The organism is Bradyrhizobium sp. USDA 336 (assembly GCF_044908355.1).
Lineage (GTDB): Bacteria > Pseudomonadota > Alphaproteobacteria > Rhizobiales > Xanthobacteraceae > Bradyrhizobium > Bradyrhizobium yuanmingense.
Genome location: NZ_JBIYDC010000002.1, coordinates 3,891,351 through 3,906,718, shown reverse-complemented (window position 1 = coordinate 3,906,718; position 15,368 = coordinate 3,891,351). Strand labels below are relative to the sequence as shown.

Annotated in this window: 14 protein-coding genes; all 14 read left to right on the top strand. The window is 61.6% G+C overall.

What is annotated here, in order from left to right; all coding sequences use genetic code 11:
• The first annotated feature begins 157 nt into the window (after window positions 1-157).
• Complete coding sequence (locus tag ABIA45_RS19275) at window positions 158-1,921, top strand: relaxase/mobilization nuclease domain-containing protein (RefSeq protein WP_404653218.1); 1,764 nt, start codon at window positions 158-160, stop codon at window positions 1,919-1,921.
• 36 nt (window positions 1,922-1,957) lie between these two features.
• Window positions 1,958-3,946, top strand: a complete 1,989-nt coding sequence (locus ABIA45_RS19270) for a conjugal transfer protein TraG (RefSeq protein ID WP_225173585.1) — start codon at window positions 1,958-1,960, stop codon at window positions 3,944-3,946.
• Between the two features lie 6 nt (window positions 3,947-3,952).
• On the top strand, window positions 3,953-4,378 hold the full coding sequence (locus ABIA45_RS19265; protein ID WP_404653217.1) for a CopG family transcriptional regulator: 426 nt from the start codon (window positions 3,953-3,955) through the stop codon (window positions 4,376-4,378).
• 135 nt (window positions 4,379-4,513) lie between these two features.
• Window positions 4,514-5,842, top strand: a complete 1,329-nt coding sequence (locus ABIA45_RS19260) for an MFS transporter (RefSeq protein WP_404653216.1) — start codon at window positions 4,514-4,516, stop codon at window positions 5,840-5,842.
• Between the two features lie 230 nt (window positions 5,843-6,072).
• The gene (gene trbB, locus ABIA45_RS19255) at window positions 6,073-6,987 is read left to right on the top strand and encodes a P-type conjugative transfer ATPase TrbB (RefSeq protein ID WP_225123868.1); all 915 of its coding nucleotides are present in this window, start codon (window positions 6,073-6,075) and stop codon (window positions 6,985-6,987) included.
• 1 nt (window position 6,988) lies between these two features.
• Window positions 6,989-7,312: a TrbC/VirB2 family protein gene (locus tag ABIA45_RS19250; protein ID WP_225173587.1), complete on the top strand. Its 324-nt coding sequence runs from the start codon at window positions 6,989-6,991 to the stop codon at window positions 7,310-7,312.
• Complete coding sequence (locus ABIA45_RS19245; protein ID WP_092295110.1) at window positions 7,312-7,575, top strand: VirB3 family type IV secretion system protein; 264 nt, start codon at window positions 7,312-7,314, stop codon at window positions 7,573-7,575. The genes ABIA45_RS19250 and ABIA45_RS19245 overlap by 1 nt, the downstream gene beginning before the upstream one ends.
• Window positions 7,576-7,585: 10 nt before the next feature.
• The gene (trbE, locus tag ABIA45_RS19240) at window positions 7,586-10,027 is read left to right on the top strand and encodes a conjugal transfer protein TrbE (RefSeq protein ID WP_404653213.1); all 2,442 of its coding nucleotides are present in this window, start codon (window positions 7,586-7,588) and stop codon (window positions 10,025-10,027) included.
• Window positions 10,024-10,755: a P-type conjugative transfer protein TrbJ gene (gene trbJ, locus ABIA45_RS19235; RefSeq protein ID WP_404653212.1), complete on the top strand. Its 732-nt coding sequence runs from the start codon at window positions 10,024-10,026 to the stop codon at window positions 10,753-10,755. Before trbE ends, trbJ begins: the two co-directional genes overlap by 4 nt.
• Window positions 10,755-11,126, top strand: coding sequence for a putative entry exclusion protein TrbK-alt (gene trbK-alt / locus ABIA45_RS19230; protein WP_036006838.1), 372 nt, complete (start codon window positions 10,755-10,757; stop codon window positions 11,124-11,126). The genes trbJ and trbK-alt overlap by 1 nt, the downstream gene beginning before the upstream one ends.
• Window positions 11,123-12,349, top strand: a complete 1,227-nt coding sequence (gene trbL, locus ABIA45_RS19225; protein WP_404653210.1) for a P-type conjugative transfer protein TrbL — start codon at window positions 11,123-11,125, stop codon at window positions 12,347-12,349. The genes trbK-alt and trbL overlap by 4 nt, the downstream gene beginning before the upstream one ends.
• A gap of 93 nt (window positions 12,350-12,442) precedes the next feature.
• Entirely contained in the window at window positions 12,443-13,126 is a 684-nt protein-coding gene (gene trbF, locus ABIA45_RS19220) for a conjugal transfer protein TrbF (RefSeq protein WP_225123873.1), read from the top strand.
• The gene (gene trbG, locus ABIA45_RS19215) at window positions 13,123-14,157 is read left to right on the top strand and encodes a P-type conjugative transfer protein TrbG (RefSeq protein WP_404653208.1); all 1,035 of its coding nucleotides are present in this window, start codon (window positions 13,123-13,125) and stop codon (window positions 14,155-14,157) included. Before trbF ends, trbG begins: the two co-directional genes overlap by 4 nt.
• Window positions 14,154-15,365 (top strand): TrbI/VirB10 family protein, encoded by a 1,212-nt coding sequence (locus tag ABIA45_RS19210; protein WP_404653206.1) that lies wholly within the window; start codon window positions 14,154-14,156, stop codon window positions 15,363-15,365. Before trbG ends, ABIA45_RS19210 begins: the two co-directional genes overlap by 4 nt.
• Window positions 15,366-15,368: the final 3 nt, after the last annotated feature.

Below are 15,368 nucleotides of genomic sequence, written 5' to 3'. Positions count from 1 at the left end.
ATAAAAGGGGCTCGCCTGTCGAACCGCAAGCCACTGACATGGCTTGCGTTCTGGCGTGCCGGTCGGTCGGGGCGCGTGCCGCGCCTTGCATTTCTACGAATGCAATCAAACGCGTCTTCGGCACCATGTGCGATTTTGATCGTTGGGAGGCGCTGCCGTGAGCGTGGGCGACAGCGATCTGCGTATCCGGCCTGGGCGCATCCGCAGTACCCGCGCTCCGAAGCCCAAGAGCTTCATCAACCAGGTGCTGCGGGAGGCGAAGAAAGCAGGACACACCTCGGGTCAGACAGGGTCGGGCAGGCGTTCGGCGGCCTATGGGCGCTCCACGTTTGGCCGCGGGCGCCTCGCCTTTAGCCGCGCCAGATTGTTCAGCCCGACGCGGCGTGTGGTGGTGAAAGCGCGCGTGGTCCGGCACAACGGGCGAGCCTTCCGTTCAGCGCCACTGACCGCCCACCTCTCATATCTGAAGCGCGATGGCGTGACCCGGAGCGGCGAGCGTGCCGAGATGTTCGATGCCGGCAGCGACCGAGCCGATAGCGCGGCTTTCGCAGAACGGTGCAAGGACGACCGGCATCATTTCCGGTTCATCATCTCGCCCGAGGATGCCGGCGACATGACCGATCTGAAGGCCTTCACCCGCGATCTCGCCAGGCAGATGGAGACCGATCTCGGCACGCGGCTCGATTGGGTGGCTGTCGATCATTGGAACACCGACAACCCTCACGTCCACCTTCTCGTTCGGGGAGTAGATCAGGAAGGAGCGGACCTCGTGATCTCCCGCGACTATATCAGCCAAGGTCTGCGTTCACGCGCCGAGGAACTGGTCGCCATCGAACTGGGTCCGAGACCGGAGCACGAGATCCGCAATTCGCTGGAACGGGAAGTCACGGCAGACCGCTGGACGCGGCTCGACCGGGAGATCCGGTTGGCGGCAGATGAGACTGGCTACATCGATCTTCGGCCGGAGAATCGCGGCAAGTCCGATCCCGAGATCAGGCGGCTGATGGTCGGCCGCCTTCAGCACTTGGAGAAAATGGGCCTTGCCGCACCCGCCGCATCAGGGGAATGGATGGTCGGACTTGAGGCGGAGCGTAGCTTGCGCGACCTCGGCATGCGCGGCGACATCATCAAGACCATGCACCGCGCCTTTACCGAGCGTGGGGAATCGCGCGGCGTTGCTGATTTCGTCATCCAGGGCGGCCAGCCGACATCCCAGCTTGTCGGACGACTGGTCGACCGGGGACTGCATGACGAGCTGACAGGCGAGGCCTATGCCCTGATCGACGGAACCGACGGACGGGCGCACCACGTGCGCTTCCGAGGGCTCGAGGCTTTTGAACATGCACCGCCAGTGGGCGGCATCGTCGAGGTCCGACGCTTGGGTCAAGCCGGCGATCCGCCACCGACCGTGGTGCTAGCGACCCGTTCCGATCTCGACCTCGGTGGGCAGATCACTGCAAAAGGAGCCACCTGGCTCGACCACAGGCTGGTCGAACGGGACCCCATGCCGCTCGCCATGGGCGGCTTCGGCCGCGAGACTCGCGACGCCATGGAAGCCCGTACCGAGCATCTGATCCAGCAGGGCCTGGCGCGGCGGCAGGGCCAACGCGTCATCCTGCAGCGCGATCTCCTGAATACGTTGCGACGACGTGAACTGGACGATGTGGCAGCAAAGGTCTCGGCCAGCACCGGGTTGGCTCACGTGAATGCCGCATCCGGGGAGCATGTGGCGGGCACGTATCGCCAGCGGCTGACGCTGACCTCGGGTCGGTTCGCCATGATCGACAACGGGCTCGGCTTCCAGCTCGTGCCCTGGTCGCGCGAGCTCGAAAAGAGGCTCGGCCAACACGTCACCGGAGTTGCGAAGGACGGCGGTGGCATCGAATGGGGTTTGGGTCGCAAGCGAGACCTCGGCCTCTAGGTATCTCGCTAATTCAGTTGCGGAAGGGCGTTCGGGATGTCCGGAACCAAAATCCTCTGGGGGCAGGTGATCGTTGTCGGCCTGATCGTTCTGCTGGCCATCTGGGGAGCAACCGAGTGGACGGCCTGGCGGCTCGCCTATCAACCGGAGCTTGGGCGGCCTTGGTTCGAGCTGTTCGGCTTCAAGATCTACTATCCGCCGATCTTCTTCTGGTGGTGGTTCGTCTACGATGCCTACGCGCCACAGGTCTTTGTCGAGGGCGCCTTCATCGCAGCATCAGGGACCGTCGTTTCGATCGCGGTAGCGATCGGCATGTCGGTGTGGCGCGCGCGTGAAGCCAAGAATGTCGAGACCTATGGTTCAGCGCGTTGGGCTGGTGCGGAAGAGGTCCGAGCGGCCGGACTTCTTGGTCCGGATGGCGTGGTGCTGGGCAAGCTCGATTGCGACTACCTCCGCCATGACGGGCCGGAGCACGTGTTGTGTTTTGCACCAACCCGGTCCGGCAAAGGCGTCGGTCTTGTCGTCCCGTCCCTGCTGGCTTGGCCAGGCTCCGCCATCGTGCATGACATCAAGGGCGAAAACTGGCAGCTGACCGCGGGTTTCCGCTCGCGGCACGGCCGCGTCCTGTTGTTCGATCCAACCAACCCAAAGTCTTCAGCTTACAACCCGCTGCTGGAGGTCCGGCGCGGGGAGTGGGAGGTCCGCGACGTCCAGAATGTCGCCGACGTCCTGGTCGACCCCGAAGGCTCGCTCGACAAGCGGAACCATTGGGAGAAGACCAGTCATTCGCTTCTGGTCGGCGCCATACTCCATGTTCTCTATGCCGAGGCGGACAAGACCTTGGCCGGCGTCGCGGCGTTCCTGTCCGATCCGAAGCGGCCCATCGAGGCGACGCTGAAGGCAATGATGACCACTGCGCACCTTGGCGAGCAGGGTGCCCATCCTGTGGTTGCCTCAACCGCGCGCGAACTCCTCAACAAATCCGAGAATGAACGCTCCGGCGTCCTGTCTACCGCAATGTCGTTCCTGGGGCTGTACCGCGACCCCGTCGTGGCCCAGGTGACCTGCTGCTGTGACTGGCGGATAGCCGATCTGATCGCAGACAGCCACCCTACGACGCTTTATCTCGTGGTGCCGCCCTCCGATATCTCACGGACCAAGCCGCTGATCCGGCTTGTGCTGAATCAGATCGGCCGGCGCTTGACCGAGGATCTGCACGCCAGTGACCGCCGGCATCGAGTCCTGATGATGCTTGACGAGTTCCCGACGCTGGGGCGGCTTGATTTCTTTGAGTCCGCGCTCGCCTTCATGGCCGGCTACGGCATCAAGAGCTTCTTGATCGCGCAGTCGCTCAATCAGATCGAAAAGGCCTACGGGCCTAACAACGCGATCCTCGATAACTGCCATGTCCGAGTCAGCTTCGCGACAAATGACGAGCGGACCGCCAAGCGGGTGTCCGACGCGTTGGGCACGGCGACCGAGATGCGCGCGATGAAGAACTATGCCGGTCATAGATTGAACCCGTGGCTGGGGCACCTGATGGTCTCCCGCCAGGAGACGGCAAGGCCGCTGCTGACCCCGGGCGAAGTCATGCAGCTTCCGCCGATGAACGAGATCGTCATGGTGGCGGGCACGCCGCCGATCCGGGCGAAGAAGGTCCGCTACTACGAAGATCGCCGGTTCACCGAGCGGGTTTTGTCACCGCCCGATCCGGCGAACGCCGGCCGGTCATCGCGAACGGACGGATGGTCAGCGCTCGGACCGTTGAAGCCGAGGGCAGTTCCAACTGACAGAGCCGCGGAGGCCGAGGAAGACACCGCGAATAGCGGGCTCCGTCGTGAGCCGGAACTCCCCGATCACGTCGCGATCGCCAAGGAGACGACCGAACCAACGCCGACAGAGGAATTTGCCGCCGTGCTTGACGACGACGAAGATGCGGTCCGCCAGTCCCGGCTCATACGCCAACAGATGCGCGGTGTTGCCCGTCAAGTCGCCTTGGACCCGAACGACGGTATGGAGCTCTGAGGTAATATGCGCGACCGGATGAATGTCTATTTCCCGCCAGAGCTGCTGAAACAGATCTCGGAGCTCGCCGATCGCAAGAAGCTTTCCCGGTCTGCGATCGTGGAAGCTGCGGTCGCCTCCTTTCTTTCACCCGACGGAGCGGATAGGCGGGAGGCGGCGTTCACCCGGCGCCTCGATCGGCTGTCGCGTCAGATGCAGAGGTTGGAGCGCGACGTAGGTTTGACGGCCGAAAGCTTGGCGCTCTTCATACGGTTCTGGCTGACGATCACGCCGCCACTGCCCAATGACGCGCAGGCGGCCGCGCAAGCAAAAGGCCGGGAGCGCTTCGAAGGATTTGTCCAGGCGCTCGGGCGCCGCTTGCAAAGGGGGCAAAGCTTTCTCCGCGAGATTCCGGAAGATATCCGCCGTCAGGAACCGGTCGAAGAAACCTGATTGAATCATGTAGGCAGACCATTTCGCCGGTCTTCTTTTTTCTACGCTAGCCTACGTTCGCAGCAATTTGGCCAAGCCCACAAAAAGCTGGACGCGCTATCGGCTCCAATGAGCTGAGGAGCAAGAAGGGCCATCATGCAAGTTTCAGGGGCATGGCGTCTCACCGCGCGCGTAATTCTCCCGTTTGCGGTTGGATACTATTTTTCGTATCTGTTTCGAACGATCAACGCTTTGATCGCCAGTCATCTCAGCTCGGATGCTGGGCTTGGGACTGCCGATCTCGGGTTGCTTACGTCGGTCTATTTCCTTGTTTTTGGGGCGGCTCAGATACCCGTCGGCATCTTGTTGGACCGCTTTGGTCCGCGTCGCGTCCAGAGTGTTCTGCTCTTCCTCGCGGCCACGGGCGCCGGATTGTTCGCAGTATCAACCGGCTTCCTGTCTCTTTTGATCGCGCGTGCAATGATCGGGCTTGGCGTGGCCGCGGCGCTGACGGCAGGGCTGAAGTCCATCGTCCTTTGGTTTCCTAGGGAACGAGTTGCCTTGCTAAACGGCTGCATGATCATGCTGGGATCACTTGGAGCGGTGACTGCTACGGCTCCCGTCGAACACCTACTCGCTTGGATGGGGTGGCGGCAGCTCTTTGATATTCTGGCGGCCGCCACCGGTGCGACGGCCATTCTCATCTATGTCGTGGTGCCCGAACGAGGCATTGTGCCATCAACAACGCGCGCCACCCTTGGCTCCGTTTTTGCCGATCGTCGCTTCTGGCGAGTGGCCCCATTTTCGGCGACTTGCATTGGATCAGCTTGGTCTCTGCAAGGACTGTGGGCATTACCATGGCTGACCGACGTGGAGGGGCTTGATCGCGCAAGTCTCGTAAGACAGCTGTTCATAATGTCGATCGTTTTGAGCTGCGGCGCCTTGTTGTTCGGGATGACCGTCCATTACGTCAAACGAAGGGGCATCGGGGCGGAGACGGTATTAGCGACGGTTGCGGTGCTGTTTGTCTCAGCCGAGCTAGCTTTGATCCTGCGAGTGCCTCTGCCGTCCATCTTGCCCTGGTCCGTTGTCGCAATTGCCGGAACGGCAACGGTGGTCAGCTTCGCGGTAATAGCAGATTACTTTCCGCCGGAGCTTGCCGGTCGTGCCAACGGCGCCCTAAACGTCTTGCACTTTGCTTGGGCGTTCCTGGCGCAATACGTGACAGGCCTGATCCTTGAGCAATGGATCGCGATCGATGGTCATCGGCCGGTCCAGGCCTATCAAGTCGCGTTCGGCCTCAACGTCGCACTGCAGATCGCGGCCTTGACCTGGTTCGTGCTGCCTTGGCGCCGATCCGTCGCCTCATGGATGAGTTCAATTTCTTTCTTCATGCCTGCTAATATCTCCGACGCTGTTGAGTCAGTTGGCCTGTATGAGGATTCGGTCGTCCTCCTGCCTGCTGATGACGATGCGGAGTGGTGAACAGCAGCTCGCGCTGAGCCAATGCGACTGAGTAGCCGTCAAATACCAGTTTTCAGTCTTTCTTTTTCTACGCCAGTCTACGATCACCGAACTCGCCTGTTGCGCCAAGTCCGTCGGTGCCTTTTCTAATCATCCCCACATGAGGACGCTCGTTGGACGTCCTCATTCGGTGGGAGCGAATAGTGGTAATCCATTCCATTCAATCGGAAGCGAGTTCGCGCGGTGCGCGAATGCTGCGTAGCGCGCTCGGCTCCGCGATTGCCGGCTACCTCGAAGACGAAGCGATCATCGAGGTGATGCTCAATCCCGATGGGCGGCTGTGGATCGACCGGTTGTCGACCGGCCTGATCGACACTGGCGAAATCCTGTCGGCCGCGGATGGCGAACGGATCGTTCGTCTGGTTGCGCATCATGTGGGCGCCGAAGTGCACGCCGGCGCGCCACGGGTTTCGGCCGAACTGCCTGGAACAGGCGAGCGCTTCGAAGGTCTCTTGCCTCCGGTCGTTGCAGCACCGGCCTTTGCTATCCGCAAGCCCGCTGTCGCCGTGTTTACGCTAGACGAGTACGCCGCCAAGAAGATCATGACCTCAGAGCAGGCCAGGATCCTGAAGAACGCGGTCGGAGCACGGAAGAACATCCTCGTCGCCGGTGGGACATCGACCGGCAAGACAACATTGACAAATGCACTCCTGGACGAGGTGGCGAAGACCTCCGATCGGGTCGTGCTGATCGAGGACACCCGCGAGCTGCAGTGCAGGGCGCCCAATCTCGTTGCGCTCCGGACCAAGGACGGTGTGGCGACGCTGTCGGATCTTGTCCGCTCGTCCCTCCGACTGCGGCCTGACCGCATCCCGATCGGCGAAGTCCGAGGTGCCGAAGCACTCGACCTCCTCAAGGCCTGGGGCACCGGTCATCCCGGCGGCATCGGTACCATCCATGCTGGGACTGCGCTCGGCGCGCTGCGCCGGCTCGAGCAGCTCATCCAGGAAGCTGTCATCACGGTTCCGCGCGCCCTGATCGCCGAGACCATCGACCTCGTCGCCGTGCTGGTGGGACGCGGCGCTGACCGCCGCCTCGCTGAGCTCGCGGCCGTCTCAGGGCTGGGTGCTACCGGCGACTACAGCCTTTCAACAGCAGGAGACTGACATGCGTCAGCAATTTCGCTTTCTTCGAGGTGCATCGCCGGGACTGTTCGGCATCGTTGTTTTGGGAGCGGGGCCGGCATGGGCGGCTGGCTCGAACATGCCGTGGGAGCAGCCGCTCAATCAGATCTTGCAGTCTGTGGAGGGGCCGGTCGCAAAGATCATCGCGGTCATCATCATCGTCGTGACCGGCCTAACGCTCGCATTCGGGGATTCCTCGGGCGGTTTCCGCAGACTGATCCAGATCGTGTTCGGTCTGTCGATCGCGTTTGCGGCCTCAAGCTTCTTCCTGTCGTTCTTCTCCTTCGGCGGTGGCGTGGTGATCTGATGGATGAACCTGTCACAGGCTTTGTTGTGCCTGTTCATCGCGCACTCACCGAGCCCATCCTGATGGGCGGTGCGCCACGCTCGGTCGCAATCGTCAACGGCACGCTTGCGGCAGCCTTAGGGCTCGGACTTCGGCTCTGGATCGCGGGTCTTGTTCTCTGGTTCATCGGCCACATGGCCGCTGTCTGGGCCGCCAAGCGCGACCCCGCTTTTGTCGATGTGGTGCGCCGACATCTGCGCATCCCCGGTCATCTCAACACCTGAGCTCTCGGTCATGATGAACCTTGCCGAATATCGCCATTCCAATGCGCGGCTCGCCGACTTCCTGCCCTGGGCAGCCCTGGTCGACGAGGGAATCATCCTGAACAAGGACGGCTCGTTCCAGCGGACGGCGAAGTTCCGGGGGCCTGACCTCGATAGCGCAGTGCCGGCTGAACTTGTCGCGGTCGCCGGCCGTCTGAACAATGCCCTCCGCCGGCTGGGATCCGGCCGGGCCGTGTTCGTTGAGGCGCAGCGCCATTTTGCAGGAGCCTATCCTCCGAGCACCTTTCCGGATGTCGCATCCGCGTTGGTCGACGCGGAGCGCAGAGCTCAGTTTGAAGAGGCTGGCACCCACTATGAGTCGAGTTATTTCCTGACCTTCCTCTATTTGCCACCGGAGGAGGGGGCTGCCAAGGCAGAACGACTTCTCTATGAGGGCCGGGATCGCACCGTTGGAGCAGACGCGCGCGAGGTTCTTCGCGGATTTATCGACCAAACCAACCGCGTGCTTCAACTCGTCAAAGGGTTCATGCCGGAATGCGCCTGGCTCGATGATCAGGACACGCTGACCTATCTGCACTCGACGATCTCGACCAAGCGTCATCGCGTTCGGGTTCCTGAAATCCCCATGTACATCGATGCGCTGTTGGCCGACCAACCGCTGACTGGCGGGCTCGAGCCGATGTTGGGCTCAGCCAACTTGAGGGTTCTGACGATCGTGGGCTTTCCTGGAGCGACGACCCCGGGAATTCTGGACGACCTGAATCGCCTGCCGTTTTCATATCGGTGGTCGACCCGCGCGATCATGCTCGACAAGACCGACGCCACCAAGCTGTTGACCAGGATCCGCCGCCAGTGGTTCGCCAAGCGAAAATCGATTGGTGCCGTTCTCAAGGAAGTCATGACAAACGAGGCTTCGACGCTGCTCGATACCGACGCCCACAACAAGGCGCTTGATGCCGACGCGGCGTTACAGGAACTGGGGTCCGATCAGATCGGACAAGCCTTTGTCACGGCGACCATTACGGTCTGGGACCAGGATCCCAATGCTGCCGATGAAAAGCTCCGCCTGGTCGAGAAGGTCATTCAAGGCCGCGATTTCACCTGCATGATTGAGACGGTGAACGCCGTCGAAGCCTGGCTCGGCAGTCTGCCAGGGCATGTCTATGCGAATGTGCGGCAACCACCGGTGTCCACCCTCAATCTCGCCCATATGATTCCGATGTCGGCCGTGTGGGCGGGCGAAGCGGGGGATCTGCATTTCAAAGGTCCGCCGCTTCTGTTCGGCAAGACTGAGGGATCAACCCCGTTCCGGTTTTCGCTCCATGTCGGCGACGTCGGGCATACCCTCGTGGTAGGACCGACAGGCGCTGGCAAGTCGGTGCTGCTCGCTCTGATGGCGTTGCAGTTCAGGCGTTATCCGAACTCTCAGGTCTTTGCGTTCGACTTCGGTGGTTCGATCCGGGCGGCCGCGCTCGCGATGGGTGGTGATTGGCACGATCTCGGCGGCGCACTGTCCGACGAGAGCGAAAAGCCAGTCGCCCTCCAGCCGTTGGCGTGGATTGACGATCCCGCCGAGCGCGGATGGGCGACCGAATGGATCGGCGCGATCCTCGCCCGGGAAAAGGTCGAGATCACCCCGGAGGTCAAGGCTCATCTGTGGTCGGCGCTAACATCTCTCGCTTCGGCGCCGAGGGTGGAGCGTACCCTGACGGGCCTGTCAGTCCTGCTCCAATCGAACTCTCTGAAACGCGCCTTGCAACCATATTGCCTCGGCGGTCCTTCCGGGCGCCTGCTCGATGCCGAATTTGAGCGCCTTGGCGAGGCCTCCGTCCAGGCATTTGAGACCGAAGGGTTGATTGGAACGAGCGCGGCACCTGCCGTGCTGGCCTATCTCTTTCATCGGATTGGAGACCATCTGGACGGCCGGCCGACTCTTCTTATTGTCGATGAGGGGTGGCTTGCCCTCGACGACGATGATTTTTCCGGACAGCTCCGGGAGTGGCTGAAGACCCTTCGGAAGAAAAACGCCTCCGTCATCTTCGCGACCCAGTCGCTCTCGGACATCGATGGCTCTGCAATCGCGCCTGCTATCATCGAAAGCTGTCCAACGCGGCTGTTGCTGCCGAACGAGAGGGCGATCGAACCCCAGATCGCAGCCATCTACAGACGCTTCGGCCTCAACGACCGGCAGATTGAGCTACTGAGCCGGGCAACGCCCAAGCGCGACTACTACTGCCAGTCCCGTCGCGGCAACCGGATGTTCGAACTTGACCTTGGTGAGATTGCGCTCGCATTCACTGCGGCCTCTGCCAAGACCGACCAGGCTGCCATCACGCAGGTCCTGGCCGAACATGGACCTGACGGCTTCGTACCGGCCTGGCTCCAGCACCGCGGTTTGGCCTGGACCCTCGACCTGCTCCCCAATCTCGTCAATCTGGAGAAATCACTATGAGGCGTCTTGGCCTGTTGGCGGCCGCTGGCACGGTCACGCTGATCCTGGGCATCACAGCGCCCGCGCGAGCCCAGTGGATCGTCTTTGATCCCAACAACTACGTCCAGAATGTCTTGACGGCTGCGCGGGAACTCCAGCAGATCAACAATCAGATCACCTCGTTGCAGAACGAGGCGCAGATGCTCAACAACCAGGCGAAGAACCTGGCAAACCTGCCGTACTCATCTCTGCAGCAACTGCAATCCTCGATCCAGCGTACTCAACAATTGCTGGCCCAGGCCCAGCGTATCGCCTACGACGTCCAACAGATCGATCGCGCGTTTTCGACGAGCTACGCGCCGGCCACTGGCAACCAATCCAGCCAGTTGCTGGTCACCAACGCTCAATCGCGGTGGCAAAACACTTATGCGGCAACGCAAGATGCGCTTCGTGTCCAGGCTGGCATCGTTGGCAACCTCGACACCAACCGTATCCAGACGTCCGCGCTCGTAACCTCAAGCCAAGGCGCGAGCGGTGCGCTGCAGGCAACGCAGGCGGGCAATCAGATTCTCGCGCTGAACGCGCAGCAGCTCGCCGACCTCACAGCCGTCATGACGGCGCAGGGGCGAGCGCAAAGCCTTGAAGCGGCTCAGCGCGCCTCGGCCCAGGATCAGGGACGAGAACGGCTTCGGCGCTTCCTGACGGCGGGGCAGGGCTATCAATCATTCAACGTGCAGATGTTCCACTGATGACCGACATCCGGGCATTCAAGGCGTTGTCGCTGCTTACGACAATCGGCGTAGTGGCCGTCGCTGCTTGCACGATTCAACTTCGTGGCGGAGATCGTTCTCCTCCGCCGCCGAAGGCGGAGCAGACGGCAGACGCAACCAGCTCAGACCTCGCGCGCTGCCGCAACGTCACTGCGGACCACGCAGCGGGTTATGAGCGTTGCAAGCAGGTTTGGGCCGAAAACCGCCGTCGCTTCTTTGGCAAGAAAGACGGTGGCGCAGTTCCAGGCCGCGACGATTCCGCCGCCGGCGTGGCGCTCGCTCCAAAGGATCAAAGCCGGATCCCGCACGGATATCCGAACCTGGCGGCCCCTGAGGCGAGCAAGCCATGACTGGTACGGGGATCATTGACCAATTCCTGGAAACGTTCACGCGTTATATCGACAACGGCTTCGGGCTGCTGGGTGGCGACGTGGGATATCTCGCAACTACGCTTGCCGCGATCGACATCACGCTTGCCGCGTTGTTCTGGAGCTGGGGGCCGGACGAGGACATCATCGCACGCCTCGTCAAGAAGACGCTCTTTGTCGGCGTCTTTGCCTACCTGATCAGCAATTGGAACAGCCTGGCGCGCATCGTCTTCGAAAGCTTTGCGGGCCTTGGGTTGAAAGCGTCCGGCACAAGCCTGGCGGCGGGGGATTTCCTGCGACCGGGCAAGATCGCTCAAGTCGGTCTCGATGCCGGTCGGCCGCTCCTCGAGTCGATCTCCAACCTGATGGGCTACATCAGCTTTTTCGAGAATTTCGTCCAGATCGTCGTTCTCCTGTTCGCATGGGTCGTGGTGCTGCTCGCCTTCTTCATTCTGGCGATCCAGCTCTTCGTCACCCTGATCGAGTTCAAGCTCACGACACTGGCCGGCTTCGTGCTCATTCCCTTTGGCTTGTTTGGCAAGACCGCTTTCGCGGCGGAGCGCGTTCTGGGCAACGTCATATCTTCCGGCATCAAGATCCTGGTCCTGGCCGTCATTGTCGGCATCGGCTCCACCCTGTTCTCGCAGTTCACCGCAGGTTTCGGCGGTGCACAGCCGACCATCGAAGACGCAATGACGCTGGTGCTCGCGGCGCTTTCCTTGCTGGGCCTCGGCATCTTCGGTCCGGGTATCGCAAACGGCCTAGTGTCGGGCGGACCTCAACTCGGCGCCGGCGCCGCGATTGGAACAGGCCTTGCTGCTGGCGGCATTGTTGCGGCAGGTGCGGGACTTGCTGCTGGCGGTGCCGGTCTCGCTGGCGGTGCGGTTGCAGGCGCCGCGCGCGGTGGCGGCGCTGTCATAACCGGAGCAACAGCCGCCTATCGAAGCGGCGGCCTTGCCGGCGTCGCGGAGGCTGGCGCTTCGGCTGCGACGAGTCCATTGCGTCGAGCAGCGGCTGCCTTCGGAGGTGGCCAAGCGGGCGACCAGAGCGCGAGCGCTCCGGCCGAAGGGCAGCCTGATTGGGCTCGCCGCATGAAACGTGTTCAGATGATTCGGCATGGTGCCTCCGCCGCTGGCCACGCCGTCCGCTCCGGCGATCATGGTGGCAGCGGCTCCTCCGTCGATTTGTCCGAAGGAGAACGCTGAGACGCACCACTGCACCTCCGCCGCACAGCAGCGCCTCAAACCTTCTATCGCAAGACTTGAAACCAATCACTCGATATCAGGGGGCAACCAGCGATGTTCAAACGACCATCAGTTCACTACGGGCGCATGCCCGAGCCGATTACGCCGTACCAAAAGGCAGCGCAGGTTTGGGACGAACGCATTGGATCTGCCCGCGTGCAGGCCAAGAACTGGCGCCTAATGGCGTTCGGCTGCCTGATGCTTTCAGCCGGTCTCGCTGGCAGCCTTGTCTGGCAATCGAGCCAGGGATCGATCACGCCTTGGGTAGTAGAAGTCGATCATCTCGGCCAAGCCCAAAGGGTTGCGCCGGCCAACATCGACTATCAACCTACTGACGCTCAGATCGCCTACCATCTGGCGCGGTTCATCGAGGACGTCAGAGGCTTGCCGGCCGACGGTATCGTTCTGCGCCAGAATTGGCTCCGGGCCTATGATTTTACGACGGATCGTGGCGCGGCTGCGCTCAACGATTATGCACGCAACAATGACCCCTTTGCCAAACTGGGCAAGGCTCAAATCTCCGTAGACGTCTCGAGCGTCATTCGCGCGTCTTCGGAGAGCTTTCGGGTCGCATGGACTGAACGCAGTTACGACAACGGTTCGCTGAGTTCGACCGAACGCTGGTCAGCAATTCTCACGATCGCAATCGAGTCGCCGCGCGATGCCGAACGCCTGCGCAAGAATCCCCTTGGCGTCTACGTCCGCGCCATCAACTGGTCAAAGGAGTTGAGTCAGTGACCAAGACGCCGTCTGACGTTCATTCGAAGCATCCAGGTGCGCAAAGCGGGCTCAATTCGACTCGGCCCAAGTTCGTGTTCGCGAAGCGAGCAAGTTTCCACGCTCTCCTGCTTTGTTCGTCGATGCTTGGTGGATGCGCGACCTACATTCCGCCGGAGATCAACTATGACGCTGAAGTTCCTCCGCTGCCGGCACCACCGGTGGCTCTCGACGACAAACCGAGACCGCTTCACGTTCCACCCCTCTGGAAGCCAGCTTTCGGCGGTAAGTCAGGAGGGAAGGAAAACATAGAGCCGGTGAGCCGGGTTGAGATGGCAAACAGTGCGGCCCGTGTTGAACCGCGCAAGCGGGGGTATTTCAACGCGGCGCAAATCTACGCCTACAGTCCCGGGGCGCTTTATCAAATTTACGCCGCACCGGGGCAGATCACGGATATCGCGCTAGAGGAGGGAGAACAGTTGACGGGATCAGGGCCGATCGCGGCCGGAGATACCGTACGCTGGGTCGTGGGCGATACTGAGAGCGGGAGCGGCGACACACGGCGCGTCCATATCCTCGTCAAGCCAACCCGAGCTTCGATCGAGACTAACCTGGTCGTCAATACCGATCGGCGGACCTACCTGATCGAACTGCGCTCCCGCGAGCGGCCATATATGCCATCCGTTGCCTGGTACTATCCGGAAGCAGTGCGCGAGCAGTCGCGTTCAGTTGCTCTGAAACCCGTTCTTCCGGAGCCGGCGCGGCGCATCTCCCGCTATGTCATCGAAGGGGACAGTCCACCCTGGCGGCCGATCGCCGCATATGACGATGGCCGCAAGGTCTATGTCGAATTCCCGCAAGGCATCGTGCAGGGCGAGATGCCACCGCTCTTTGTCATCGGCCCGGAGGGCAAGACCGAGCTCGTCAATTATCGCGCCTACGGTAACGTATTGATCGTCGATCGGCTGTTTGCAGCCGCCGAACTCCGGCTCGGCGGTGAGCACCAGCAGAAGGTCCGTATTGTCCGGACCGACGGGAGGCCGTCGTCATGAACACCCGCAATGGAAATGATCACGAGAAAACAGTTCCAACGGAGACACAAGTGGAGCGGTCGGAAAGCTTCCGCTTGAGAGCAGAGCATCCGCGCGTGACGCGGTTGTCGCGGAAGCTCTTGGCCGGCGGGAGCGCGGTCGTCCTGCTTGTCATCGGTGGGGCTGTGCTGTGGTCGCTGCAGCATAATCGCTCCCGAAATCAGGCGGCGGAGGAGCTTTATAGCACAGACCATCACAATGTTGCCGACGGTATTACGACCCTGCCGAAGGATTATGCTGGCGTTCCGCGCCAGCCAATCCCGCAGCTTGGTCCGCCGCTCCCCGGGGACCTCGGTCGACCGATCCTTGCCGCTCAAGGCCAGTCGCCGGCGATTGGCGCTCATCCGGACCAGCAGCGCCGGGATCAAGAGACCGAGGCAGCCCGCATCAGTCATCTATTCGCTTCGACGAACGGACGTGAAGTACGTCCGCCCACCGCGGCGCTTGTTGGAAGCGATCGCGTCGTGCCATCGAATCCAACGGGGACCGGGGATGACGCATCTGCACAAAGCGGTCAGGACCGAAAGCTTGCCTTCGTGAACGCCTCCGTGGATCGCCGTACGGTCAGCGCTGACCGCGTCACCAGGCCCGCCTCACTATACATCGTGCAGGCCGGGACGGTCATTCCGGGAGCGCTGATCACAGGGATTAGATCAGATCTTCCAGGCCAAATCACCGCGCAGGTGACGGAAAACGTATACGATACGCCCACCGGTCGGTTCTTGTTGGTACCGCAGGGCGCGCGCCTGATCGGGGTATACGATAGCCAGGTCACTTTCGGCCAGTCCCGCGTCCTGCTCGTCTGGACACGGCTGATCATGCCGAATGGACGGTCGATCGTTCTCGAGCGGCAGTCTGGCGCTGACACTGCCGGATACGCAGGTCTCGAAGATCAGGTCGACAATCACTGGGGCGAGTTGTTCAATGCTGCGGCACTATCGACGCTTCTGGCGATTGGGACCGAATTGGGCGCCGGCTCGGACTCCAATAGCAACGACAGTGCAATCATCCAGGCATTGCGACACGGCGCGTCGGACTCACTAAACCAGACGGGGCAGCAGGTGGTTCGCCGCAGCCTCAGCCTTCAGCCCACTCTAACCGTGCGACCTGGCTTCCCAATACGTGTTCTTGTCAATCATGACCTGATACTTACACCGTATAGAGGGTGACAA